This is a genomic window from Desulfovibrio sp. SGI.133, assembly GCF_050313955.1.
Lineage (GTDB): Bacteria > Desulfobacterota > Desulfovibrionia > Desulfovibrionales > Desulfovibrionaceae > Desulfovibrio.
The window spans coordinates 353,027-379,093 of record NZ_JBNPMK010000002.1 but is presented as its reverse complement, the minus strand read 5'-3'; the positions used below and the strand labels follow the sequence as shown (position 1 = coordinate 379,093).

Genomic DNA, 26,067 nt, shown 5'->3' with positions numbered 1-26,067 from the left:
TTACCACGTCTCGGAATCGTCGGAACCCAGATAGGCCTCGATGACCGCAGGATGGTTGCGGACATGGTCGGGCGTGCCCTGGGCGATGAGGGTGCCGTTTTCCAGCACCACAAGGTGTTCACAGATCTGCATGACCAGGCGCATGTCGTGCTCGATGAGCAGCACGGTGATGCCACGGTCACGGATGGCCGCGATGGTATCCACCAGGGCCACGGTCTCCTGGTCGTTCATGCCGCCCGCGGGTTCATCCAAGATCAGCAACCGGGGGTCGGAGGCCAGGGCGCGGGCGATCTCCAGCAGGCGCTGGTTGCCGTAGGAAAGACTGCTGGCGGCCTCGGCGTAATGGTCGGCCAGGCCCACGAACTCCAGCTCTTCCATGCAGCGTTCCACAGCGGCCTTTTCCTCGCGGCGCTGCCAAGGCGTGTGCAGCATGGAGGACAAAAAGCCGGACTTCAGGCGGCAGTGACGGCCCGCCAGCACGTTCTCCAGCGCGGGCAGCTTGCCGAACAGACGGATGCTCTGGAAGGTACGGGCAATGCCCATCTCCACGATATTGTGCGGGCGCTTGCCGGTGATGTTCTGGCCGCCGAAGGTGATGCGGCCGTGTTCGGGCTTGTAGTTGCCCGTGATGCAGTTGAAGACCGTGGTCTTGCCCGCCCCGTTGGGGCCGATGAGGCCCACCACGCTGCCCTGCTCCACCGAGAAAGACAGCTCGTTGATGGCGATCAGGCCACCGAAGATCTTGCTGATCTCATGCAGTTGCAGCAGGCTCATGCGCGGCCTCCTTCCTTCTCGGCAGTGCGGGCATCGTCCGCCAGGCGGACCGCGTTGCCGTCAGCGGCGGCACAGGCACGGGCCTTGATGGCCTCCAGCAGAGCTGCCACGCCGTAACGGCGGCTCTTGGGCGGCATGAGGCCCTGGGGACGCCAGATCATCATCAGCATCATGGCCAGGCCGAAGATGAGCATGCGCGCACCGGAGAATTCGCGCAGCAGCTCGGGCAGACCGATGAACAAGAAGGCGCTCACCAGCACGCCCAGCTGGCTGCCGCCCGAAAGGATGACCACGGCGAAGATGATGACGGATTCCATGAAGTTGAAGGATTCCGGCGCGATGGTGGTCATCTTGGCGGCATAGAGGGTGCCGGCCATACCGGCCCAGAACGCGCCCAACACGAAGGCCATGAGCTTGTAGTGGGTCACGTTGATGCCGCAGCCTTCGGCGGCCACGTCATCTTCCTTGATGCAGTTGAGGGCGCGGCCGATGCGCGAACGCCACAGGCCGTAGAACAACAGCAGGCTGACGCCCACCATGCCCCAGACCAGATAATAGAAATGCAGGGGCTTGAAGATGCGGAAGCCGAAGAACACGGGACGGCTGATGCCGAAGATGCCGTTGGAACCGCCGGTCAGACCGCCCACGTCGTTGATGAGCGCGATGCGCACAATCTCCACGATACCGATGGTCACGATGAGCAGATAGTCACCGCGCAGGTGGATGATGGGCCGCGCCACCACCAGGGCGAACAGGGCCGCCGCACAGCCTGCCACCGGCATGGTCAGGAAGATGGGCCAGTGGTACATGGTGTTCAGGATGGCCGTGCTGTACGCCCCTACGGCGAAGAAGGCGGCATGACCCATATGGAAGATGCCGGCCTGCCCCAGAATGACGTTGAGCGAAAGGGCCAGCAGGGCATACAGGCCGATGCTGACGCACACGTCCGTCCAGTAGGGATTGGTGAACAGCGGCAGGACCAGCAGGGCCGCCGCCAGCGCGACGATGACGATGGTGCGGTTCATAGCTTGTCGGCCGTCCTTTCGCCCAGGATGCCCGTGGGACGGATGATCAGGATGAGGATCAGCACCGTGAAGGCGATGGCATCCTTCCAGGCGATGGCGATGTAGCCGGCGGCCAGGGCTTCGATGACGCCCAGCAGCAGGCCGCCGATCATGGCGCCGGGGATGTTGCCGATACCGCCCAGGATGGCGGCGGTGAAGGCCTTGAGGCCGTAGGACCAGCCCATGGTGAAGTCGATCTGGCCGTAGTAGATGCCCACCATGAGGCCGGCTGCGCCGCCCAGGCCGGGACCGATGAAGAAGACCAGGGAGATGATACGGTCCACGTTGATGCCCATGAGGCGGGCAGCGCCCTGGTCGATGGCCACGGCACGCACGGCCGCGCCGATACGGGTGCGCTGGATGAAGGCCCACAGGGCCAGCATCAGGATCACGCTGGCCGCGATGACCATCAGGCGCACGCCGGGGACGGCGATGCCGAAGAGGTCAACGGTGAAGTCCGGTCGCAGCCAGTCGGGATAAACATAGAAGCGCGCGCCGTAGACCAGCATGACGGCGTTCTGGAAAAAGATGGAAGCGCCCAGGGCGGACACCACGGCCGAAAGGCGCCCGGCCTTGCGCAGGGGGCGATAGGCGGCGCGCTCCAGCAGGCAGCCGATGATGGCCACCATGATGCCCACCATGATGAAGACCGCCAGCACGGCCACCACCGGCGGCAGCACGCCCGCCAGGTTGCAGCTCACCAGCAGGGTCAGGCCCAGATAGGCGCCGATGGTGAACAGGTCGCCATGCGCGAAGTTGATGAGCTTGAGCACGCCATAGACCATGGTGTAGCCCAGGGCCACCAGCGCGTAGATGCCGCCCACGGCAAGGCCGTTCAAAAGTTGTTGAAAAAACTGTTCCATGTCTCGGTCATGCGCCCCACGGCGCAGTTTGCGGGGCGGCGTTCACTGCCCGCCGCCCCGCTTCGGATGACTTTTCTATCGAGCCTGGAGCTCGAACTTGCCTGCGTTGTTCACCTTGTAGATGCGGTAGAAATCACCCACACGGTCGCCCTTTTCGTCAAAGCCCATCTTGCCGGACAGGGTGGGCAGTTCCTTGAGCTGCTTGAGCCATTCGGCGATCTTTTCGGGATCGTCGTTGCCCTTGGCGATAGCGGCCTCGAGCACCTTGTAGGCGTCACCGGCCAGCACGGCCCACACGGAGACGGGCACGGTCTTGTAACGGTCCTTGAAGGCCTTCAGGAAGTTCTTGGCCTCGTCGGTATCCATGTCCTGGGGCAGCGGCGGGCTCACGAAGAAGTAACCGGCAGCGGCTTCGGGACCGGCGATCTTGACCAGGTCCTGATGGTTGGCGGCGTCACCGCCCATCATGGGCACATCCCAGCCCATTTCCTTCTTCTGGCGCAGCAGCATGCCCGTTTCGGGGTAGTAGCCGGTGAAGAAGATCAGGTCGGGGTTGGCGGCCTTCAGCTTGGTCAGGATGGCGGTGTAGTCACGTTCGCCGGGGGTCAGGGCATCGTAGAAGATGATCTTCACACCGGCTTTTTCCAGAGCCGCCTGGCTTTCTTCGGCCAGGCCCTTGGCATAGGAGGAGTTGTCGTGCAGCAGGGCCACCTTCTTGTAACCGGCCTTGATGATGGCGGCGGCAGCGGCCTTGCCCTGGGCGTCGTCACGCGGGCAGGTGCGGAAGAAGAGCGGCAGGCCCTTTTCGGTCAGACGCACGCTGGTGGAGCCGGTACCGATCTGCACCAGCTCGGATTCGGCCAGGATGTTCTGGGTGGCTTCGGTCACGGCGGAGCCGTAGGTGCCGATGACGGCCACCACACCGGCGGAAGCCAGCTTCTGGGCCGCCAGGGCAGCGGTGCGCGGGTCACCGGCGTCGTCTTCCACCACCAGTTCCACCTTGCTGCCGTTGATGCCGCCCTTGGCATTGGTTTCATCCACGAGCAGGCTCACGATATTTTTCATGTCCTGCCCTTCGGAGGCCCATTTGCCCGTCAACGGACACATCAGACCGATCTTGATGTCGCCCGCCAGAACCAGCGAAGGCACAAGCAAGGCTACCACTCCCAGCAAAAGCCCGAGCTTTTTCATAAGGTACTCTCCCAAAGGTACGAGTTGTTGCAAGCGGACAGCATATCCCAAAACGTACAAAAGAAAAAGCCCTTTCCTCTTTCCCCGTCCGGGGCGGAAAGGGCCTTCCACGACAGTTGCAACGATGGAAAAAAAAGGACTTTTTTGCCCCTCCCGGCATCAGGGATGCGGGAGATGGGCGGAAAAACATCTGTTTATTGTGCGGCCACCGTGGCCATGGCCACCAGGGTATCCGTGGTGATGCTGTCGAAACGGTGCAGGGCCACCGTGGTGTCCGCACCGGCCTTGATGGCCATTTCAAGCTCCAGCGCGACCGCCGCCAGCGCCTTGCCGCCCAGTTCGGCGGCAGCTTCACGCGTGGCATGGACCATGGCGCGGGCTTCTTCCTGCTGACCGTTCTTCAGCGCTACCGAGACCCTGACGGGGGTATCCCGTTCCGTCTCGATGAAGTTTCGCAGCAGCTTCACATAGAGCCCGCGCGTGGTATCCACGCGCGCCATGGCTTCCTTCCAGTCAAGGATTGCTTCGCTCATAACCTTTCCCGTTATTGCTCGTTCTGATGATTCGGTGAATATGAAGGACAACTGTCGTGGAAGGCCGGAGACATACCGGCCGAAATAGCATGGGATCAGATGGAGAGGCTTTCAGGCAGCACGCTGAAAACGGCCCTGCTCCCGGGCTCGAGGCGCCCGTATCCGGCAAGGCCCAGTGCGGCGGCCCCGTTCACAGTGAGGCACCGTATCAGGGCCTGCGGGGCAACGTCCAGCCTTTCGCGCAAAAAAACAGCTTCCTGACGCACATCCAGATCCGTGTTGGAGCTGAGACCGTCCGTGCCCAGGCAGCACAGCAGGCCGGACTCCAGCAGCGCGGCCACGGGCGCCGTGCCCACGGCCAGATTTTCGTTGGAACGGGGGCACAGGCACAGGGCACTGCCGCTGGCGGCCAGGGCCGTCACTTCGGCGGGCTCCAGCTGCACGCCGTGCACGGCCAGCGTGCCCGGGCCCAGCAGATCGAGGCGCCGGGCATAGGCCACAGGCCGCAGATGCGGCACGGCCCAGTCTTCCGGCAGCACCATGCCCCGGTAGCAGTCCCACAGGGGGCCCTCGCCGTCAAGCAGCAGGCGCGTCTCGTCCTCGGATTCCGCCAGATGCAGGGCGAAGGGACGCCCCTTCAGACGGCACCACTGCCGCGCATCCTGCAACACGCGGGCATCCGTAGAATACAGGGCGTGCCCGGCCGGGGCACAGCGCCCGGCCACTTCCGGCTGGCGTTCCAGCAGGGAACGGCAACGCGGCGGCCAGGGACGCCCGTCGTCGATAAAGGGGGCCTGGCCGCCGAACCACTCGCAAAAATGGGTCACGCCCATGCCTTCCGCCCGCACGGCAGCATCCACCGCCAGCAGACCGTCCCCGGCATAATCGCCCACATGGGCCGTGCCCGCCGCGGCCATGTCCCGGCAGGCCCGGGTCAGGGCCGTGCCGTCATGCTCTTCGCGCAACAGGGCGATGAGGCTGCGCAGCCAGGCCGTGAAGCCCGCGCCGAACAACGTCCGGCCCGCCGTATGCGACAATTGCAGATGGCAGTGGGCATTGATGCTGCCGGGCATCAGGGTCACGTCGCCCATGTCCGTCACCGGGGTCCCGGCAGGCACACGCACGCTCTTCCAGGGCAGCACGTCCAGGACGCAGCCGCCGCGTATCAGCAGGGCCGCATTGTCCAGCCCCTTGAGGGGACGGAAAAGGTCACGGCCCGTGGCGGGGCGCTCCCCGAGCATATCCAGGATGGTCCGGGCGCGGATGATGCGGAGCCGGTCGTCATGTTCTTGCAGCATAGGGCATCAATTCCGGCGCGAGAATTGTCCGCCGGACACGTAAAAGGTGTTCTCCACCACGAACAGGGCCTTGGGGTCCACCATGAAGACCAGGTTCTCCAGACGCTTGAGGGCCACGTTGTTGGTGACGGTGAGCAGGATCTCCCTGTCGCCGCCGGAATAGGCGCCCTTGCCCCGAATCAGGGTCACGCCGAAGCGCTCGCTGGCCAAAATGGCCTCGCTGACCTCCTCGCCCTTCTCGGAAATGATCATCACCAGCTTGCGGTGGTTGAACAGGCCCACCACATATTCCAGCGTATTGGCCGAAATGAACATCATGATGGTGGACGCGATGATGATGTCCAGCGACAGGCTGAAGGCGCCCACCAGGAAGATGCAGATGTTGACCGCAAAGCTGAATTGCCCGATGGGGATATTCCAGCGCTGTTTCAGGGCCACGGCGATGATGTCCGTACCGCCGCCGCTGCCCAGGGTGCGCAGCATCATGCCCACGCCGGTGCCGTGCAGCACACCGGCCACCACGGCGGCATAGACTTCGTTGTTGATGGGGATCTGGAAGTCCACGAACATGCCGAAGATGGTGGTGCAGATGGTGCCGTAGGCCGTATAGAGCAAGAAACGGCGCCCCACGAAGAACCACCCCCAGACCCAAATGGGGATGGAGAGCAACAGGTACCAGATCAGGGGCGTCAGCAGGCCGGTATTGTAGAACACCAGCAGGGCCATGCCCAGGACGCCGCCCGCCAGCATGGCGTGCGAAGCCACCACGCTTTTGACGCATACGGTGACGAAAAAGGCGCCGATGGTCAGCCAGAGCAGGTTCCACCAGACGGACTCAGCGAGCCTGTTATTGTATGTTTTCAGCTTCATGGGTCTCCCGATTCGAAATGGTTACGGTGGAAGGCCGCGTGCCAGCCTTGAAACAGGGACGAACAGGCCCGTTCCGTCCAAGGCCGCCGCGCTCCGCAAAAGAGCACGACGGCCTCGGCAGGGACGCGAGGCCCCAAAACGGTGACGGTCCCGGTCCGCCCGGGGATGATCCTAGAACAGGCCCAGCAGCATGCGCAGGGCCACGATGATGAGGAACACGGCAAAGCCCTTCTTGAGCTTGGCCGTGGGCAGGGAGTGGGAAAGCCTGGCGCCGATGGGAGCCGTCATGAAACTGGCGGCAGCGATGCCGAAAAAGGCCATCAGGTTCACGAAACCCACGCAACCGGCAGGCAGGCCGGGGGCGTTCCAGCCGCCCACGATATAGCCCAGCGTACCGGCCACGGCGATGGGGAAGCCGATGGCGGCCGAGGTGCCCACGGCGTGATGCAGAGGCACGTTGCAGAAGCTCATGAACGGCACGGAGAGCGTCCCGCCGCCGATGCCCACGAAACTGGAGATGAGGCCGATGACGCCGCCCACACCGGCGGTGCCCAGGGCGCCGGGCATCTCACGGCTTGCCGGGGGACGGTAGTTGGACAGCATCTGCAGGGACACGAAGCCCAGGAAGCAGATGAAGAAGACCTTCAGGAACAGGGTCGGCATGTGGGTGGCCACCAGACCGCCCAGGAAAGTGCCCAGCAGGATGCCGGGCGTGATGTTGCGGAAGATGTCCCAGTGGACGGCACCGCGTTTGTGATGGGCCCGGCTGCTGGAGATGGACGTGACCATGATACTGGCCAGCGAGGTGCCCAGGGCCAGCTGCTGCACATACTCGGCGGGGATGCCCTGACTGGGGAAGACCGCCACCATCATGGGCACGATGACGATACCGCCGCCCACGCCCAGCAGACCGGCAAGCACACCGGCCACGGCGCCGCAGCACAAATAGACAAGGATTGAAACGAGCATGACGACCTTCCTCCATGGCAGCGCAGGTCGTGCCCGGAGGCGCGATCGCGGTACGAAACGGCAGAAAAAACAAAAAGGCGTGGGGCCACGGGCCCCGTCACGCCCCCGGGACAGGCACCGGACACCTGCCGCTGGTCCGGCGCAATACCTCAAGAAAGTAGACAAAGCCCCCCAAAGCGTCAACTGACTTTTTGCTTTACAAAGCGCCCGGCAGCGTCTAGGTTTGCCCCCATGAAATGTCTGGCAACGTACCGCGGTGATCTGCGCCCTGTGAACACCGTTCGCAGGGGTTCTGCCCGGTTTTTCTTTTGTCCCGCCGTTGAGCGGGCTTTTTTTTAATCCTGCAACCCCACGACGCCATGACTACAGATACTACGTACCGCTGGCCGCACAAAGACCTGCTGGACGTCACCCAGCTCGACGCACAGGACGTGCGTCACCTGCTGAACGTGGCCGCCAGTTTCCAGGAAATCAACCTGAGACCCGTCAAAAAGGTGCCTACCCTCAAGGGCAAGACCGTGGTGCTCTTCTTCGTGGAGAACAGCACCCGCACCAAGACGTCTTTCGATGTGGCCGGCAAGCGCCTTTCCGCCGACACCTACTCCCTGGCCAAGTCCGGTTCCAGCCTCAACAAGGGCGAGAGCCTCAAGGACACGGCCCTGACCCTGCAGGCCATGGGGCCTGACGTCATCGTCATCCGTCATCCCAGCAGCGGCGCGGCCCAGTTCCTGGCCGAGCGTGTCTCCTGCGGCATCGTCAACGGCGGTGACGGCTGGCACGCCCATCCCACCCAGGCCCTGCTGGACAGCTTCGCCCTGCGGCAGGTCTGGGGCGATGCCTTTGCCGGCAAGCAGGTGCTCATCCTGGGCGACATCGCCCACAGCCGCGTGGCCCGCTCCAACGTGCACCTGCTCACCATGCTGGGCGCCAAGGTGCGCCTGTGCGCGCCGCGCACCCTGCTGCCCGCCGGTGTGGAATCCTGGCCCGTGGACGTGTACGGCGACCTCAACCAGGCCGTGCGCGACACCGACGCCGTCATGTGCCTGCGCCTGCAGCTGGAACGCCAGCAGGCAGGCCTGCTGCCCGACCTGGCCGAATATTCCCGCCGCTTCTGCCTGACCGAACGTCATCTGGAACTCACCCACCCCGGCGTGAAGGTCCTGCATCCCGGCCCCATGAACCGCGGGCTGGAGATTTCCAACGACGTGGCCGACGACCCGCGCAGCCTGGTCCTCGATCAGGTGGCGTCCGGTGTGGCCACCCGCATGGCCGTCCTCTACCTGCTGGCCACCCGTAACGATGGAGGTTGCTAAATGACCCTGTGCATCAAAAACGCCCGTCACCTGGACGCCCCCGTTGACCTGCTGGTGCGGGACGGCAAGATCGTGACCATGACCCCCGCCGGCCATCACGCCGCTCCTGAAGGCAGCCAGATCGTGGACGCCCGCGGCCTGATCCTCATGCCCAGCATGGTGGATGCCCACGTCCACCTGCGCGAGCCCGGCTTCGAATACAAGGAAGACATCAACACCGGCCTGGAGGCCGCCGCCCGCGGCGGTTTCGGTTCGGTCATGTGCATGGCCAACACCAAGCCCGTCAACGACAACGCCAGCGTCACCCGCTTCATGCTGGATCGCGCCGCCCAGACCCATCCCCACGGTCCGCGCCTCTGCCCCATCGCCGCCGCCACCGTGGGCCTGGCCGGTGAAGAGATGGCCCCCCTGCAGGAGCTCAAGGACGCCGGTTGCGTGGCCATCTCCAATGACGGCCGTCCCATGCCCGGCACCGAACTGCTGCGCCGCGTCATGGAATACGGCGCCGACCTGGGCCTGACCTTCATCGATCACTGCGAGGACAGCACCCTGGCCCGCGGCTGGGTCATGAACGAAGGTCCCCTCAGCGGCAGCCTGGGCGTCAAGGGCCAGCCCCCGGTGGGCGAGGCCGTGCAGGCCGCCCGCGACATCATGCTGGCCGAATACCTGAACCTGCCCGTGCACATCGCCCACGTCTCCAGCGCCCTGACCGTGGACATCATCGCCTGGGGCAAGGCCCGCGGCGTCAAGGTCACGGCCGAGACCTGCCCCCACTATCTGACGCTGGATGAATCCGCGCTGGACGGCTACAACACCAACGCCAAGGTCAGCCCGCCGCTGCGCCGTCCCGAAGACCGCGAGGCCCTGCGCCGGGCCATCAAGGACGGCACCATCGACATCCTGGCCACCGACCACGCCCCCCACGCCGCCCATGAAAAGGAGCGTACCCTGGACGAGGCCCCCTGCGGCTTCACCGGCATGGACCTGGCCCTGACCCTGACCTGGCAGCTGGTGCGCGAGGGCGTCATCAGTGAGGCCGACCTGCACCGCCTCTGGAGCGTGCGCCCGGCCGAGATCTTCAATCTGCCCCTCAACCGCTTCGAACCCGGTGATCCGGCCGACTTCTTCCTCTTCGATCCCGAAGAAAAGTGGACCGTCAGCCGCGAGACCCTGTACTCCAAGAGCTACAACACTCCCTTCCTGGGCCAGGAGATGCAGGGCCGCGTCCGTCATCACTGGATAGGCGGCGTCCAGCTGTTCTAAAAAACAGGGAAAAGACCTTGTAACTTTGTGCCATGCCCGAACGGTGTCTGTACCGACGGGCATGGCATTTTTTTTCGGATCGGAGGAAGGCCTCCCTGTATCGCTGCTGTCGATACCCGCAGGTGCCTTGTCGCAACGGTCACGGCCTGCGCCAGCTTTCGGGCAGCACGAGCGCGTGGCCCATCCATCCCCAAATGGCGCACAGGGCGGTCCCCTGCTCAGGGCTCAGGACAGGGCAAAACTGTTCCCCTAAGCTCGCTTATCTGCCGTCTGTTCCCAGGCTTATCATGAGCGAAGATATCCCTGGAGCTTGTGTGTATCGTTTCCACCTATGCTATGAAAGCAGCCGGCAAGCGCTTTAGAGACCTTCATAAAACTACATATCGTGAACGTATATCCCCTTAAAGAATCATAATGAATAACAAACTAGCATCCATAAAGATTTTTTCATGGGAATTTATATGGCTGCTGTTTTGTGGCTTCATGACCATAGTATGGGTGAGTGAAGTCTGGAACGTCAAAACCGCACCGGAGCAATACGCTTGCTTGTGGGGCGGTGAAGGGTCTGTGGCTCAACTGTGGTACTATGCCTCAGAAAATCTTTACTTGCTTCACCTGGCCTGCCTGATCGTTTGGTTTGTGTCTGGAATATGGCTTTGTGTATGCCGATGGCCTCTCAAACGTGCATTGCTGCTTGCGCATGTTTGCCTGAGCATGTTGTGGCTCACGGCTGCTCTTATAACAATCTGCTGACGCTGCCGACCGGGCTTGCCCAAAGGGATGTTGCTCCGGGCCTTGCTTACGTCTCTTTTCTCCTGCGCCCACATTGCCCGGACATATGGGGATACTTTTCTTGATGCCATACCGCTGACCTGTCTGATGGGCCTGTGTTACCCTTTTCAGAAACACGTCGCAGGGAAACGATACCTTCCACACAACACAAATGATGCAGAAAGGCACCGTTGAGACACAAAGGTATCTTTCTTATGCTCGCTCAATACCTGCATCACATCGCCAAAGCCTGATGGACGAGGCACGCATACATCCCTGAGGCGAAAAGTCCTTTGGCGGAAAGCAGCCGACACAGCCTTGCAGGCCCTCCTCTGCCTTCACCGCCCATCTTCCCGCCCTGCCCTTTTCCCGCCGGGAAAGCTGCCCCGGTCTTGCTGGTCTTTGTCCGCCGCCGGCGCTATGCTCCTTCCTGTTCAAGATCTTTTTCGGGAGGATACCGCCATGCATCTTCGTCAGCCCGCTGTCGCAGGCCGTTTTTATACTGATGTCCCGGCCGACCTGCGCGCCGAAGTGGAGTCGTTCCTGAAACAGGGGGCGGCCCTGCCCGCTTCGGCCCTTGCCGCCGGAGATGCGGCCCATCTGGCGGGTCTCATGCTCCCCCATGCCGGGCACGTCTACAGCGGCCGGGTCATCGGCGCCACCCTGGCCCATGTGCGCTTGCCGCGCACGGTCTTTCTGCTTTGCCCCAACCATACCGGACTGGGCACGCCCCTGTCCGTCTGGCCCGGCGGTGCCTGGCAGACCCCGCTGGGCCCCGTGCCCGTGGACGGCGAGATGGCCCGCCTGCTCTGCGAGGCCGACGAAGATTTCAGCACCGATGTCATGGGACATGTGCGGGAACACAGCATCGAGGTCCTGCTGCCCTTCCTGCAGGTCTGCGCGGGCGATGCACCCCTGCATGTGGTGCCGGTCTGCGTGGGCACCGGCCAGGCCCCTGTGCTGCGCACGGCCGGCCAGCGCCTGGCCCGGGTCCTGGAGCGCTGTCAGCGCCGTGACGGCCGGCGCCCCCTGCTGCTGGTAAGCTCGGACATGAACCACTACGAAGACCAGCAGACCACCCTGCACAAGGACGGCCTGGCCCTGGACGCCGCCCTCAAAGGTGATGCCGACGCCCTGCTGGCCACCGTGGCCCGGGAGGGCATCAGCATGTGCGGGGCCGCGCCGCTGGCGCTGGCATTCTATGCCCTGCACGCCTGGGTGCCCGATGCGGCAGTGCGCGCCGCCCTGGTCATGCACGAAACGTCCGCAGCAGTTTCGCACGATGCGGAACATGTCGTGGGCTACGCCGGACTGCGTATCTTCAGCTGCTGAAAAGTCCGTCAAAAAAACAAGCAAAGAGCTCGGAATCCCTTGTCCTAAGCCTGTTTCTTCGGATTGTTACGTTGACACAATCTTCCGGCCTTGGTACATCCATATTACTTATGTCATTTGGCATAACCCGACTGCCGTTTTTTTTCACTACGCCAACATGAGGAGGCATGCATGAGTCTCAACAGGCGTGATTTCGTCAAACTGTGCACCGGCACAGTGGCGGGTTTCGGCGTTGCGCAGATGTTCCATCCTGCGGTGCGCGAAGCCCTGGCCGGCACGTTGACTGGCGAACGCCCCCCTGTCATCTGGCTGCAGGGACAGGGCTGTACCGGTTGTTCAGTGTCGCTGCTGAACAACGTCAACCCCTCCATCGCTGATGTGCTGCTGAAGATCATCAGCCTCGAGTACCATCCTACCGTCATGGGCGGTGAAGGCCACGACGCCTACACCCACATGCTGAACATTGCCAAAAACTTCAAGGGCAAGTTCTTCCTGGCCATCGAAGGTTCCATCCCGCTGGCCAAGGATGGTCGCTACTGCGTGGTGGCCGAAGAGGGCCACACCGAAATCACCATGGCCGACCTGGTCAAAAAGCTGGCTCCCGATGCCGCCGCCGTGCTGGCCCTGGGTACCTGCGCTGCCTACGGCGGCATCCCCGCTGCCAAGGGTTCCGTGACCGAAGCCATGGGTACCGGTGCCCTGCTCAAGCAGGCCGGCATCAAGACCCCCGTGGTCAACATCCCCGGCTGCCCGCCCCAGCCTGACTGGATCGTGGGCACCATCGCCCTGGCCCTCCAGAAGATCAAGGAAAAGGGCCTGGAAGCCGGCCTGGCCGAAGTGGTCTCCCTGCTGGACAGCGAAGGCCGCCCGCTGCCTTTCTACGGTCGCAACGTGCACGAGAACTGCCCCTATCTGGGCAAGTACGACGAAGGCAAGTTCTCCGCCACCTTCACCGAGAAGGACGGCTGCCGCTACGACTTGGGCTGCAAGGGCCCCGGTGCGTACTGCGACTCGTTTGAACGTAAATGGAACGGCGTCAACTGGTGCGTGGCCAACGCCATCTGCATCGGCTGCACCGAGCCCTCGTTCCCCGACGGACAGAGCCCCTTCTACAGCAACTAGAAGCGGCCCGGCTTTTCCATTTTTTCTGACGTTCAAAGGAGAGCTTTATGGCCAAGGCCACTATCGCCATCGATCCCGTCACCAGAATCGAGGGCCATCTTAAGGCCCAAGTGGTGGTGGAGAACGGCAAGGTTGTGGACGCCCACCTCACCGGTGGGATGTTCCGCGGTTTTGAACAGATTTTGAAAGGGCGCGACCCGCGTGACTCCACCCAGATCGTGCAGCGCATCTGCGGCGTGTGCCCCACCTCCCATGCCATGGCTTCCGCCCTGGCGCAGGAAGACGCCTTCAACATCAAGGTGACCGGCAACGGCCGCATCACCCGTAACCTGATCTTGGGCGCCAACTACCTGCAGTCGCACATCCTGCACTTCTACCATCTGGCCGCTCTGGACTTCGTGGCCGGCCCCGATACCGCGCCCTTCGTGCCGCGTTTCGCCCAGCCCGACCTGCGTCTGCCCCCCGAAGCCAACAAGGTGGGCGTGGACCAGTACCTGGAAGCCCTGGAAGTGCGCCGCATCGCCCACGAGATGGTCGCCCTCTTCGGTGGCCGTATGCCCCATGTGCAGGGCATCGTGCCTGGCGGTGCCACTGAAATGCCCACCAAGGAAGCCCTGCTGGAATATGCGGCCCGCTTCAAGAAGGTGCGCCAGTTCATCGTCGAAAAATACCTGCCCATCACCTACATCGTGGGCTCCGTGTACAAGGACCTGTTCGAACAGGGCCAGGGCGTGCACGGCTGCTCCTGCTTCGGCGTGTTCCCCATGACCGACGACGGCAAGACCCACCTGCTCAAGGCCGGTGTCTTCCTCAATGGCCGTGACGTGGAATTCGATCCCAAGAAGATCACCGAAGACCTCAAGTACGCCTGGTACGACGACGCCACCACCGGCAAGGGTGCTGACGGCGCCGAGACCAACCCCAATCTGGACAAGAAGGACGCCTACTCCTTCGTCAAGGCTCCCCGTTACGACGGCGAAGTCATCGAAGTGGGCCCCGCCGCCCGCATGTGGGTGGCCAACGCGCCGCTGTCCGAAGTGGGCGTGAAGATGCTGAAGGAAAAGTTCGGCATCGAAGCCCGCACCATCCGCGACCTGGGCTGGGACAAGGTCTTCTCCATCATGGGCCGTCACGTGGCCCGCGCCGAAGAAGCCCTGCTCATCGCCAATGCCGTGGAAGGCTGGCTGAAGGAAGTCAAGCCCGACGGCGAGACCTTCACTCCCTTCGAGATCCCGCAGAGCGCCGAAGGCTATGGCTGCTCCGAAGCGCCCCGCGGTTCGCTGGTCCACTACATCCGTGTGAAGGACCAGAAGATCGACAGCTACCAGATCATCTCCGCCACTCTGTGGAACTGCTCGCCCCGCGACGACAAGGGCCGCCGTGGTCCTCTGGAAGAAGCCCTCATCGGTGTGCAGGTCCCGGATATCAACAACCCCGTCAATGTTGGGCGCACCATCCGCGCCTTCGACCCGTGACTGGGCTGTGCCGTGCACGTGCTGCACGCTGAGACCGGCGAAGAATCCATCGTGAACCTGGGCTAGGTTCCGCACGATTTGTCGCTTTGTCCCCCCTGTCCGTGTGGCAGGGGGGACTTTTCTTTTCCTCTCTCCCACCGTATCCTCAGTTTTCCGTCCCCGCTCCCGCTTTCATGCCATCCTGCCAAAGGGCACCGGCCTTCCGCTGCCTGCGGCAGAGGCCCTCCTCCGGGGAGGGTACGGCCAAGGAGCTTTTATGAAACGAATCATCGTAGGCGTCAGCGGTGCCAGCGGCATGTCCCTGGCCCTGTGTCTGCTGCGCCATCTGGCTGCCCTGCCCGACGTGGAGAGCCACCTCATCCTTTCGCCCGGGGCCCATGCCGTGCTGGAAGCGGAATGCGGCCTTGCCCCGTCCGCCCTGCATGCCCTGGCCGACGTCAGCCATGATGCGGCCTGTCTGGGAGCCGCCCCGGCCAGCGGCTCCTGGCAGCACGACGGCATGGTGGTCTGTCCCTGCTCCATGAGCAGCCTGGCCAGCATCGCCACCGGTGCCGGGACCAACCTGCTGCACCGCGCCGCCGACGTGACCCTCAAGGAACGCCGCCCCCTGATCCTCGTCCCCCGGGAAAGCCCCCTGAGCCGCATCCATCTGCGCAACATGCTCTGGGCCAGCGAGGCCGGAGCCGTCATCATGCCCTTCATGCCCGCCTTCTACAGCGGGGAGGATACCCTCGAAGGGCTCATGGGCCAGTTCTGCGGCCGCATCTTTGACCAGCTGGGATTGTCCCACCGGTTGTGCCGCCGCTGGCAGGGCCCTTCGGATGAGAGGTGCTGACGCAAATATGTGATGAGGGGGAAGGGGAGGACTTTTTGGAAAAAGTCCTCCCCTTCCCCCTCAAACTCCCCCATCCCCTCCCCAAAACTTTTGCTCTGGTCTATGGCAGGATGAAGTAGCGTGGCAGACCGTGCCCGACGCCCCTGTCCCCCGGAAATACGGGAAAGGTCCATCCGGCATCTTTCGTATGGAAAAGCACGAGGAACAGGAGGGAACTTTTGCCGGGGATGCAGGAAATGATGCTCCGGGGATCAAGGCCATCCGCATGGCGGATGGTTTTCCCTTTCGCACCGTGGAGCGCAACAGGATAAAGGCCATAAAAAAACCGCTCCCCGAAGGGAGCGGTCGCTGTCACAAAGCAAAGAAAGCGGGGTTACCAGCCACGATGGTGGTAACGGCTCTTTTCCTGCTGGTTGCCTACGATACCACCGGCCAGAGCACCCATACCGGCACCAGCCAGAGCGCCCCAGCCCACGGAACCGCCGGAAATGGCGGCCACGCCGGCACCACCCAGCGTACCCAGCGCGGCACCGCTGGCCACGCCCTGCTGGGTGGGGGACATATTGGTGCAGGCGACGCCCGTTGCCATAAAGGCGGCCATCAAGATGATCGCAAACAGTTTTTTCATAGAAGTCTCCACAATACGCATCGGCGTATCAGTTCGTGAGGGACGATCCGTTATTGAGCGGCCGCAAGACGCGGCTCGACGAGTTCAAACCACAGCACACCCAGGACAGGGCGATCCAGCTTGTCAGGATGGGCCGCATACCAGGCATCCACTTCTTCCACGATGGTGGTGCGCTTCACGTCCTTGAACGCCTTCATCCAGCCCTTTTCGAACTTGGACAGGTTGGACACAGGCATCTTGCCATTCTTGGCGGCCAGTTCAGCTTCCCGGCTGTTGACGAAGTATTCCGTAGCAATGGCGGTATCCATGCCGAACAGGAAACTCAGCTTGTTATCCAGGCTGCTCTTCTGCCACACGCTGCCCGTGAATTGCAGCACGGGATTGTTGCCCTTGTCCTGCTCTGCCGCCTGAACGCCGGCAGCTCCAAAAACAAGCGCCGCAGCCAGACAAAGGCTCATGATGGCTTTTTTCACTCCAGACTCCTTTGGTCTGTTGCCCTTGCGGACAGTTGAAGGCCGACCTGCCTGCAGCAGATTCGGACCGATACCACGACGATAGCCCAAGTGCGCAGGTGATGGCAAGCCTGTGCCGGAACCTTGGCACCAAGAGCGTGAGCGAAACGTCAGGGCCCGGGAATAGCAGTGCTTTTTCTTTTTCTCCCGCTCCTGAGCCCTTCGCCCGCTGACAGCCGTGCATCCCCGCCATGGCGCCCTGTGCGGCCCCGGCCCTTCGCGTCTAGCGGCTATCCCCGGACGGACATCCTTTTCCGCCTCCCGGGGGCTCCCCTGCCCTTGTGCTGCAGGTGCATCCCTGCGCACCATCACCGGCCATCCCCTCCACGACAAAAAAACAGGGCCCTTCCCTCACGGGAAGAGCCCTGTCAACGATGCGCTCAACAATGCGCGCTGGAGAGGAGGGAGAAGAGCTCCCCCCTCCTCAGGCCGTATATCTTTTAGGCCAGAGCGGCCTTCATCATCTCGTGGAAACGCTCGAAGAGGTAACGCCCGTCGTGGGGACCGGCGGCCGCTTCGGGATGGTACTGCACGCTCATGATGGGCAGGGTCTTGTGGCGCAGGCCTTCCAGGGTCTGGTCATTGAGGTTGATGTGGGTGGCTTCCACATCGTCCAGGCCGTCCAGCACCACATGGAAGCCGTGGTTCTGGGACGAGATCTCGATGCGGCCCGTGCCCAGATCCTTGACCGGATGGTTGCAGCCGTGGTGGCCGAACTTCAGCTTGGCCGTGGTGCCGCCCAAGGCGTGGCCGATGAGCTGATGGCCCAGGCAGATGCCGGTCACGGGGAATTCCTTCACCAGTTCGCGGATGATGGCGATCTCGTCCTTCAGGGTGGCGGGGTCGCCGGGGCCGTTGGACAGGAACACGCCCTTGGCGCCGCTGGCGCGGGCCTGGTCCGGCGTGAAGGAAGGCGGCACGGCCAGGGGCTCGAAGCCCACTTCGGCCAGCAGACGCAGGATGTTCCATTTCACGCCGAAGTCATAGACCAGCAGCGGGATGCCCGTGCCCTGCCAGGCATAGGCGCCGTTGGCATCGAACTGAGCGTCCTTGGGGCCGTCGGCCGTAAGGATGTAGGGCTTCTGGGCAGCCACGAAGGGCACCAGGTTCTGACCTTCCATGCTGGGCAGGGCGCAGGCCTTGGCGCGCAGGCTCTCCACATCCAGGTCACGGGTGGAGATGATGCCGCGCATGGCGCCGTTGATGCGCAGATGGCGCGTCAGGGCGCGGGTGTCCAGGCCTTCCATGCCGGGCACGTTCCAACGCTTGAGGAAGTCCGGCAGGGATTCCTTGGAGCGCCAGTTGGAGGGCTCCTTGCAGCATTCCTTGACCAGCAGGGCACGCATGTGCACGCGGCCGGATTCCATGTCTTCGGCGGTGATGCCGTAGTTGCCGATGAGCGGATAGGTCATGCACACCATCTGCCCGTAATAGGAGGGGTCGGTGAGCACTTCCTGATAGCCGGTCATGCCTGTATTGAAAATCACTTCCCCACCGGTTTCAAAATCGCCGGTAAAGGATTTGCCCTGAAGGCAGAAACCGTCTTCAAGTACCAGTAATGCTTTCATATCTTACCCCCGCGCTTCCCGCGCGTAGTATTCCTGCAGGCTTTCCACATGCGTGTCTTCACGGCGCTTGCCGATGGCGATGGCCGAGGCCTTGGCACCGGCCACGGTGGTGCAGTAAGGCACGCCGTAGCTCACGGCCGTATGACGGATGGACTTGGAGTCGCGGGCCGTGTTCTTGCCCGAGGCCGTATTGATGACCAGGGCCACGTCGCCGTTGATCATGCGGTCCACGATGTTGGGACGGCCTTCATAGACCTTGAGCACTTCTTCCACTTCCAGACCGCGCTCGCGCAGGTAGCGGGCCGTGCCGCGCGTGGCCAGCAGGTGGAAGCCCAGGTCGGCGAACATGGCCGCCACTTCGGGCAGGATGGGCTTGTCGCGGTCATTGACCGAGATGAAGACATTGCCGCCCTGCGGCAGATCCTGACCGGAGGCCAGCTGGCTCTTGTAGTAGGCTTCGGGGAAGTCGCTGCCCATGCCCATGACTTCGCCGGTGGAGTGCATCTCGGGTCCGAGGATGATGTCCACGCCGGGGAAGCGCTGGAAGGGAAGCACGGCTTCCTTGACGCAGGTGAAGCCGCCGCGGCGCATGCTCCAGGGATCCAGCTCGTCCAGGGTCTTGCCCAGCATGACCTGGGTGGCCATGTAAGGCAGCGGCACGCCGGTGGCCTTGGAGACGAAGGGCGCGGTGCGCGAGGCACGCGGGTTCACTTCAAGGATGTACAGGTCGTCGCCCTTGATGGCGAACTGGATGTTCATCAGGCCCACGACCTTGAGCTCGCGGGCCAGGGCTTCGGCCTGGGCGGCGATGAGGGCCACATGGTCATAGGAGAGCGAGAAGGAAGGCAGCACGCAGGCCGAGTCACCGGAGTGGATACCGGCTTCTTCGATGTGTTCCATGATGCCGGCCACATAGACTTCCTTGCCGTCGGAGAGGGCGTCCACGTCCACTTCCACGGCATGTTCCAGGAACTTGTCGATGAGGATGGGATGCTCGGGCTTTTCGGGCACCTGTTCACGGAAGTAATCCACCAGCTCTTCCTTGTCATAGACCACGGCCATGGCGCGGCCGCCCAGCACGTAGCTGGGACGCACCACCACGGGATAGGTGATGCGCTCGGCCACTTCCAGCGCCTGATCCAGGTCCATGGCGGTACCGTTCGGCGGCTGGAGCAGGCCCAGCTTTTCGATGAGGGCCTGGAAGCGTTCGCGGTCTTCGGCGCGGTCGATGGCATCGGGCGAGGTACCCAGGATCGGCACACCGGCGCGCATCAGCGGCACGGCCAGGTTCAGCGGGGTCTGACCGCCGAACTGCACGATGACGCCTTCGGGCTTTTCCTTTTCCACGATGTTCATCACATCTTCAAAGGTCAGGGGCTCGAAGTACAGGCGGTCGGAAGTGTCGTAGTCCGTGGACACGGTCTCGGGGTTGGAGTTGACCATGATGGCCATGATGCCCGCGTCGCGCAGGGCGAAGGAGGCGTGGCAGCAGCAGTAGTCGAACTCGATGCCCTGGCCGATACGGTTGGGGCCGCCGCCAAGGATCAGCACCTTGCGGCAGTCCTTGGTCTGCACTTCGTCGCCCTTTTCATAGGTGGAGTAGTAATAGGGCGTGTAGGCTTCGAATTCCGCGGCGCAGGTATCCACCAGGTAGAAGGTGGGCACGATGCCCATTTCCTTGCGCAGACGGCGGATGTCGGTCTCGGGACGCTTCCACATCTCGGAGAGCTGACGGTCGGAGAAGCCGTATTCCTTGGCTTCGCGCAGGATCTCCGGCAGCTCGGGATTCAGGGGCGTCATGTCGTTGGCCAGACCGAAGTCGCGGATGCGGGTCTCCATGTCCACGATGTCGCGCATCTGGCGGATGAACCAGGGATCGATGCCGGAAGCCTCGTGGATATCTTCCACGCTCACGCCGGCCAGCAGGGCCTGGCGCAGGGTGAAGATGCGGCGCGAATGGGGCTTGCGCAGGCCGGCCATGATCTCGGGCAGGGGCGGCAGCTCGCGACGGAAGTTGAAGCCCAGACCGGAGGCGCCGATCTCCATGGAGCGCAGGCCTTTCTGCAGGGCTTCCTTGAAGGTACGGCCGATGCTCATGGCTTCGCCCACGCTCTTCATGGAGGTGGTCAGCTCGTCCTTGGCACCGGGGAATTTTTCAAAGGTGAAGCGCGGGATCTTGACCACGCAGTAGTCGATGGCCGGCTCGAAGCTGGCCGCGGTCTCGCGGGTGATATCGTTGCGCAGTTCGTCCAGGGTATAGCCGATGGCCAGCTTGGCGGCCAGCTTGGCGATGGGGAAGCCGGTGGCCTTGGAGGCCAGGGCCGAGGAACGCGACACGCGCGGGTTCATCTCGATGACCACCATCTCGCCGTTGTCGGGGTTGATGCCGAACTGCACGTTACTGCCGCCGGTCTCCACGCCGATCTCGCGCATGATGGCGAAGGAAGCGTCGCGCATCATCTGGTATTCGGCGTCGGTCAGGGTCTGGGCCGGGGCCACGGTGATGGAGTCACCGGTGTGCACGCCCATGGCATCCACGTTCTCGATGGAGCAGACGATGACGCAGTTGTCATTCTTGTCGCGCATGACTTCCATCTCGAACTCTTTCCAGCCCAGCACGCTCTGCTCGATCATGACTTCGGACACGGGGCTGGCGGAAAGGCCGTGACCGGCCACTTCTTCCAGGTCGGCCATGTTGTAGGCGATACCGCCGCCGGTGCCGCCCAGGGTGAAGGCCGGACGGATGATCAGCGGGAAGGGCAGCACGTCGCCCAGGGCGCGCACTTCATCCATGTTGTGGGCAATGCCGCTGGCAGGCACTTTGAGGCCGATGTTCTCCATGGCCTGCCGGAACAGTTCGCGGCTTTCGGCCTTTTCGATGACTTCGGCACGCGCACCGATGAGTTCAACGCCGCACTCCGCCAAAACGCCGCTCTTGGCCAGACCAAGAGCGGCGTTGAGCGCCGTCTGTCCGCCAAGGGTAGGCAGCAGGGCATCGGGGCGTTCCTTGCGGATGATGGCCGCCAGGGTCTGCTGCTCGATGGGTTCGATATAGGTGGCGTCGGCCATGTGGGGGTCGGTCATGATGGTGGCCGGGTTGGAATTGACCAGCACCACCTCGTAGCCTTCTTCCTTGAGGGCCTTCACGGCCTGGGAGCCGGAATAGTCGAATTCACAGCCCTGGCCGATGACGATGGGACCTGCGCCGATAACCAGAATTTTGTGTAGATCCGTGCGTTTGGGCATTGGATGTTCCTGTATGGTTGGGAAAATCGCAGGGGTGCGGCCCTGCCCCTCCGGGTGCCTCCCCTGCCGCCCCATGGCGCATTGCACGGAAGACATCCGGTTAAAACGTTTTTTTCTATCCGCTTGCGCTGCCTTCGTCAAGATGCTGCCTGCCCTTCCCGGCAGGATGTCCGGCCAAGGGCACGGCCGGGGCCAAAGCGTGCGCCTGCGGGCCTTTTGCCCCCTTTCGCACTTGCCAAGGACGGGCTTTTGGAGAATACTGCTTCCCTCTCAATCTTTTTTACGAGGCCTTACGATGAACAAAGACATCAAGAAAGTTGTGCTCGCCTACTCCGGCGGCCTGGACACCTCCGTCATCCTCAAGTGGCTGATCGAAACCTACAAGTGCGAAGTCATCACCGTCACTGCCGATCTGGGCCAGCCCGAAGACCTGAGCGGTGTGGAAGCCAAGGCTTACAAGACCGGCGCTTCCAAGGCCTACGTTGTGGACCTGCGTGAAGAAATGGCCCGCGACTTCGTCTTCCCCATGATGCGCGGCGCCGCCCGGTACGAGAACCGCTACATGCTGGGCACCTCCATCGCCCGCCCCATCATCACCAAGGCCCTGGTGGACATCGCCCGCAAGGAAGGCGCTGACGCCATCGCCCACGGCGCCACCGGCAAGGGCAACGACCAGGTGCGCTTCGAGTTCGCCGCCAAGGCCCTGGCCCCCGACCTGAAGGTCATCGCTCCCTGGCGCGAATGGGACCTGATGTCCCGTACGGCCCTCAATGCCTTTGCTGAAAAGCACGGCATCCCGATCTCCAAGGAAGCCAAGCGCTACAGCATGGACGCCAACATGATGCATACCAGCTTCGAAGGCAGCGAGCTGGAAGATCCGGGCAACGCTCCCCACGAGTCCTGCCACGAGCGCTGCGTGCCCGTGGAACAGGCCCCCAACGAGCCTGAGATCATCGAAGTGAGCTTCGAGCACGGCAACCCCGTGGCCGTCAACGGCGAAAAGATGTCGCCCTACACCATCATCAAGACCCTGGCCGAACTGGCCGGTAAGCACGGCATCGGCCGTGACGACATGGTGGAGAACCGCTACGTGGGCATGAAGTGCCGCGGCGTGTACGAAAACCCCGCCGGCACCCTGCTCTACGCCCTGCACCGCGACCTGGAAGGCCTGTGCATGGACCGCGAACTGCTGCAGCTGCGTGACATGCTGGCCGTGCCCTACTCCCACGCCGTGTACAACGGCTACTGGTTCTCGCCCGAACGCGAAGCCATGCAGGCCTTTATGGACAAGTCTCAGGAGACCGTCACCGGTACCGTGCGCGCCAAGCTGTACAAGGGCGGCGTGTGGCCCCTGGCCCGTACCTCTCCCTTCTCCCTGTTCTCCGAAGACCTGGCTACCTTCGAAGGCGGCAACTACGACCACAAGGACGCTGCCGGCTTCATCCGCCTCAACTGCCTGCGCCTCGGCATGTACGCCGCGGTCCAGAACAAGCTGGGCAAGTAAGTCTTCCTCACGGCGGGCGGGGAAACCCGTCCGCCCCGTTCTTTCCATCCGGAAGGCCGCCCCGTCCGCATCCCGCACGGGGCGCCGCCGTTTCCGGCCCCCTGTCATCGCGCGCCGCAGCGCATACACCGGCCCCTCCCGGGGCAAAGAGATCTTTCCATGAGCACCAATCAGAGCTGGGGCGGCCGCTTCGCCGAAGGCCCCAGAGAAGCCGTGGCCGCCTATACCGATTCCCAGACCTATGACCGCGCCCTCTATGCCCAGGACATCCGCGGTTCCCAGGCCCATGCCCGCATGTTGGGCCGTCAGGGCGTCATCACGCCCGACGAGGCCGAGCAGATCGTCAACGGTCTCGATGCCGTGAAGCAGGAGATCGAATCCGGCGCCTTTGTCTGGAAACCGGCGCTGGAAGACGTGCACATGAACATCGAGGCCCGCCTCACCGAGATCATCGGCGACGTGGGCAAAAAGCTGCACACCGGCCGCAGCCGCAACGACCAGGTGGGCCTGACCTTCCGCCTGTTCGTGGCCGACCGCCTGACGGTCTGGCAGCAGCGCGCCGCCCATCTGTGCGCCACCCTGGTGTCCTGCGCCGACGGCCATCAGGACGACATCCTGCCCGGCTGCACCCACATGCAGCCCGCCCAGCCCGTGAGCCTGGCCCACCATCTGCTGGCCTACGCCTGGATGTTCCGCCGCGACTGCATGCGCCTGGACGACGTGCTCAAGCGCGTGCGCATCTCCCCGCTGGGCTCCGCCGCCCTGGCCGGTACCACCTATCCCCTTGATCCGCAGAGCGTGGCCGACGAAGTGGGCTTCGACGGCATCTACGGCAACTCCATGGATGCCGTCTCCGACCGGGATTTCGTGCTGGAGGCCTTGTTCGCCGGCTCCTGCATCATGGCCCACCTGTCCCGCCTGTGTGAAGAGCTCATCATCTGGGCCAACCCCGCCTTCGGCTTCGTGCAGCTCTCCGACGGCTACTCCACGGGTTCGTCCATCATGCCCCAGAAGAAGAACCCCGACGTGGCCGAACTCATGCGCGGCAAGACCGGCCGTGTTTACGGCTCGCTCATGGGCATGCTGACCATCATGAAGGGTCTGCCCATGACCTACAACCGCGACCTGCAGGAAGATAAGGAAGGCTTCCTCGATGCCGACCGCACCGTGGATGCTTCCCTGATGCTCATGGCCGGCATGCTGGAAGAACTGACCTTCCGCACCGACCGCATGCGCGCCGCCTGCGCCCGCGGCTTCCTCAACGCCACGGAACTGGCCGACTATCTGGTGGGCAAGGGCCTGCCCTTCCGCGAGGCCCATCACGTCACGGGCCATGCCGTGGCCCTGGCCGAAAAGCAGGGCAAGGGGCTGGAAGACCTTTCGCTGGCCGAACTCCAGCAGCTGGACGCCCGCATCGCCGATGACGTCTATGCCGTGCTGGATTACGCCGCCGCCGTGCGCCGCCGCGAGACGCCCGCCGGTACCGGCCCCCGTTCCGTGGCCCGCCAGATCGAGCAGCTGCGCAGCTGGCTGCAGGAGCGCGCATGAGCCAGCAAAAAGCCACCGGCTGGAAAGTGCCCCTGCTCTTCTGCGCCGTCATGGGCGTAGCCGTGCTGGGCACCTGGTTGTGGCGCAACCTGGGCAAGCCCGAGGTGCCGCCGCTGGAGCCCGGTCTTGTGGCCGTGGCCCAGACCTACCATATCGACCTGGAAGCCGACCCCGAAGGCAAGCTGCTGCGTGAGTCCATCACCAACGCTTCCACGGGGTTCGCCACCCATGACAGCAAGGACGCCCGCCTGGCGGCCCTCATCGACAAATCGCTGGATATGGGCCGCTTCGATGCCGCCTGCGTGGCCGCCGTGCTCCTGTTCGACCAGCACAAGCGCGAGGGCAAGCTCATGCATATCGCCCGCAGCGCCGCCAAAGACTGCACCACCCTGCCCTGGGGTGCCTTTGCCGCCAAGGCCATGAAGGATCCCGGCGTCCAGACCGACGCCCACTTCCTGCTCAATGCCCGCTGGCGCGAATGCCCCCGGCCCTGAGCAGAAAAGGCTGTTTTCTTAAGGGAGGGGGGACCTTCTGCCAGCGCGAGAAGGTCCCCCTTCCCTCAAGCTCCCTCCCCCTCCCAGCGCGCTTTATCAGAGCAAATTTTTCTGCAAACGACGGCACGCTCCCCCATCGTTGCAAACATGCAGTGATCCGTCGGCCCGGGACATGCCGATACCCTGTGAGGCTTCGGTGCTGCACATGGGCGGATATTCCCTCTTCCGGCATGGTACCTTCCGGTACAGATCAGGCAAGGCAGGACCTTTTACGCCACGCCTGGTGCGGCATCCCTGCCTGTCTGCGGATACCATACCGCCCAAGTTTTACAGCCCGGCCTCTCCCCTCTCCACGACCTTTTTCTCTCCGCTCTCTAAAGCAACCCCTCGGGCTCTTGCCGCTGTGCGGAAATGTGCCCGAACCGCCCTTCGTCCACAAAGGATGCCGGCGCCGTCCCCAGGCCCCTGCCCAGAAAAAAAGAAATTTCCTTGATTTGTGGCAGACCATAGCGCAGGATTTGTCCAGACTGTTCGCTGTGCCGGGCGGCTGCCCGTCATGTCCCGGAAGCCGGAAAGACTGGCCCGAGCCCTTGTCCCGCTTCCGCCGCCCCGTGCCCGCTCCGAGCCTGTTGCCCGCAGCCTTCCGGAAAGCGCTTTGCGCTGCCTGGCCGGAACACGATGCACACGCCGACACGGACATGACGACACGGCAGGGACGTACGCCCTTCCACCGTGCAGCCCCGCCACAGCACCGGGGGACCGGAGCAGGATGGCTGCCCGAGGCGCTGCGACACAGTCGCATGGATCTGAATAAAAAGTTTTGGCAAGGGTGATGGGGGAGCTCGAGGGGGAAGAGGGAGACCTTTTCCAAAAGGTTTCCCTCTTCCCCCTCGT

21 protein-coding genes are annotated in these 26,067 nt (G+C 63.3%); 9 read left to right on the top strand and 12 right to left on the bottom strand.

Features of this window, described 5'->3' with window-relative positions; all coding sequences use genetic code 11:
* The 8 genes from ACQRBR_RS04445 to ACQRBR_RS04410 all read right to left on the bottom strand — a co-directional run bounded on the left by ACQRBR_RS04445 (position 1) and on the right by ACQRBR_RS04410 (position 7,562).
* Positions 1-774 carry an ABC transporter ATP-binding protein gene (locus ACQRBR_RS04445; protein WP_427812392.1) on the bottom strand — a complete coding sequence of 258 codons (774 nt, stop codon included), beginning with the start codon at positions 772-774 and terminating at the stop codon, positions 1-3.
* A complete protein-coding gene (locus tag ACQRBR_RS04440) occupies positions 771-1,799 on the bottom strand; it encodes a branched-chain amino acid ABC transporter permease (protein ID WP_204626294.1) in 1,029 nt (342 codons plus the stop codon). The genes ACQRBR_RS04445 and ACQRBR_RS04440 overlap by 4 nt, the downstream gene beginning before the upstream one ends.
* Positions 1,796-2,701 (bottom strand): branched-chain amino acid ABC transporter permease, encoded by a 906-nt coding sequence (locus tag ACQRBR_RS04435; protein ID WP_006003995.1) that lies wholly within the window; start codon positions 2,699-2,701, stop codon positions 1,796-1,798. The genes ACQRBR_RS04440 and ACQRBR_RS04435 overlap by 4 nt, the downstream gene beginning before the upstream one ends.
* A 75-nt stretch (positions 2,702-2,776) precedes the next feature.
* The gene (locus tag ACQRBR_RS04430; RefSeq protein WP_006003993.1) at positions 2,777-3,892 is read right to left on the bottom strand and encodes a branched-chain amino acid ABC transporter substrate-binding protein; all 1,116 of its coding nucleotides are present in this window, start codon (positions 3,890-3,892) and stop codon (positions 2,777-2,779) included.
* Positions 3,893-4,086: 194 nt separating this feature from the next.
* Positions 4,087-4,425: a histidine kinase gene (locus tag ACQRBR_RS04425; protein ID WP_168934594.1), complete on the bottom strand. Its 339-nt coding sequence runs from the start codon at positions 4,423-4,425 to the stop codon at positions 4,087-4,089.
* A 95-nt stretch (positions 4,426-4,520) separates the two neighbouring features.
* On the bottom strand, positions 4,521-5,723 hold the full coding sequence (locus ACQRBR_RS04420) for an amidohydrolase family protein (RefSeq protein ID WP_427812390.1): 1,203 nt from the start codon (positions 5,721-5,723) through the stop codon (positions 4,521-4,523).
* A gap of 6 nt (positions 5,724-5,729) precedes the next feature.
* Positions 5,730-6,593, bottom strand: coding sequence for a YitT family protein (locus tag ACQRBR_RS04415; protein WP_006003987.1), 864 nt, complete (start codon positions 6,591-6,593; stop codon positions 5,730-5,732).
* 171 nt (positions 6,594-6,764) lie between these two features.
* Positions 6,765-7,562 (bottom strand): sulfite exporter TauE/SafE family protein, encoded by a 798-nt coding sequence (locus tag ACQRBR_RS04410; RefSeq protein WP_300706047.1) that lies wholly within the window; start codon positions 7,560-7,562, stop codon positions 6,765-6,767.
* Between the two features lie 359 nt (positions 7,563-7,921).
* Here ACQRBR_RS04410 and ACQRBR_RS04405 point away from each other — a divergent pair, with 359 nt between their 5' ends.
* The 6 genes from ACQRBR_RS04405 (at position 7,922) to ACQRBR_RS04380 (ending at position 15,673) form a co-directional block, all read left to right on the top strand.
* Positions 7,922-8,875: an aspartate carbamoyltransferase catalytic subunit gene (locus ACQRBR_RS04405; RefSeq protein ID WP_006003985.1), complete on the top strand. Its 954-nt coding sequence runs from the start codon at positions 7,922-7,924 to the stop codon at positions 8,873-8,875.
* On the top strand, positions 8,876-10,138 hold the full coding sequence (locus tag ACQRBR_RS04400; protein WP_303880862.1) for a dihydroorotase: 1,263 nt from the start codon (positions 8,876-8,878) through the stop codon (positions 10,136-10,138).
* Between the two features lie 1,233 nt (positions 10,139-11,371).
* Complete coding sequence (amrB, locus tag ACQRBR_RS04395) at positions 11,372-12,241, top strand: AmmeMemoRadiSam system protein B (RefSeq protein ID WP_427812389.1); 870 nt, start codon at positions 11,372-11,374, stop codon at positions 12,239-12,241.
* A gap of 171 nt (positions 12,242-12,412) precedes the next feature.
* Positions 12,413-13,363: a NiFeSe hydrogenase small subunit gene (hysB, locus tag ACQRBR_RS04390; protein WP_006003973.1), complete on the top strand. Its 951-nt coding sequence runs from the start codon at positions 12,413-12,415 to the stop codon at positions 13,361-13,363.
* A 47-nt stretch (positions 13,364-13,410) separates the two neighbouring features.
* Positions 13,411-14,904: a NiFeSe hydrogenase large subunit HysA gene (gene hysA / locus ACQRBR_RS04385; protein ID WP_081446786.1), complete on the top strand. Its 1,494-nt coding sequence runs from the start codon at positions 13,411-13,413 to the stop codon at positions 14,902-14,904.
* 190 nt (positions 14,905-15,094) lie between these two features.
* On the top strand, positions 15,095-15,673 hold the full coding sequence (locus ACQRBR_RS04380) for a UbiX family flavin prenyltransferase (RefSeq protein WP_427812388.1): 579 nt from the start codon (positions 15,095-15,097) through the stop codon (positions 15,671-15,673).
* A gap of 373 nt (positions 15,674-16,046) precedes the next feature.
* Here the strand turns inward: ACQRBR_RS04380 and ACQRBR_RS04375 are convergent, their stop codons facing one another.
* From ACQRBR_RS04375 to carB, 4 genes are all read right to left on the bottom strand, one after another.
* Positions 16,047-16,301 (bottom strand): glycine zipper domain-containing protein, encoded by a 255-nt coding sequence (locus ACQRBR_RS04375; RefSeq protein ID WP_040368933.1) that lies wholly within the window; start codon positions 16,299-16,301, stop codon positions 16,047-16,049.
* 50 nt (positions 16,302-16,351) lie between these two features.
* The gene (locus tag ACQRBR_RS04370) at positions 16,352-16,774 is read right to left on the bottom strand and encodes a hypothetical protein (protein ID WP_303880813.1); all 423 of its coding nucleotides are present in this window, start codon (positions 16,772-16,774) and stop codon (positions 16,352-16,354) included.
* 479 nt (positions 16,775-17,253) lie between these two features.
* On the bottom strand, positions 17,254-18,381 hold the full coding sequence (carA, locus tag ACQRBR_RS04365; protein ID WP_006003958.1) for a glutamine-hydrolyzing carbamoyl-phosphate synthase small subunit: 1,128 nt from the start codon (positions 18,379-18,381) through the stop codon (positions 17,254-17,256).
* Positions 18,382-18,384: 3 nt separating this feature from the next.
* Positions 18,385-21,627, bottom strand: a complete 3,243-nt coding sequence (carB, locus tag ACQRBR_RS04360) for a carbamoyl-phosphate synthase large subunit (protein WP_040368931.1) — start codon at positions 21,625-21,627, stop codon at positions 18,385-18,387.
* A gap of 295 nt (positions 21,628-21,922) precedes the next feature.
* Between carB and ACQRBR_RS04355 the strand changes: the two genes are divergently transcribed.
* The 3 genes from ACQRBR_RS04355 (at position 21,923) to ACQRBR_RS04345 (ending at position 25,173) form a co-directional block, all read left to right on the top strand.
* A complete protein-coding gene (locus ACQRBR_RS04355; protein ID WP_168934606.1) occupies positions 21,923-23,131 on the top strand; it encodes an argininosuccinate synthase in 1,209 nt (402 codons plus the stop codon).
* A gap of 159 nt (positions 23,132-23,290) precedes the next feature.
* Positions 23,291-24,679, top strand: coding sequence for an argininosuccinate lyase (gene argH, locus ACQRBR_RS04350; protein WP_427812387.1), 1,389 nt, complete (start codon positions 23,291-23,293; stop codon positions 24,677-24,679).
* Positions 24,676-25,173, top strand: coding sequence for a hypothetical protein (locus ACQRBR_RS04345; RefSeq protein ID WP_427812386.1), 498 nt, complete (start codon positions 24,676-24,678; stop codon positions 25,171-25,173). Before argH ends, ACQRBR_RS04345 begins: the two co-directional genes overlap by 4 nt.
* Positions 25,174-26,067: the final 894 nt, after the last annotated feature.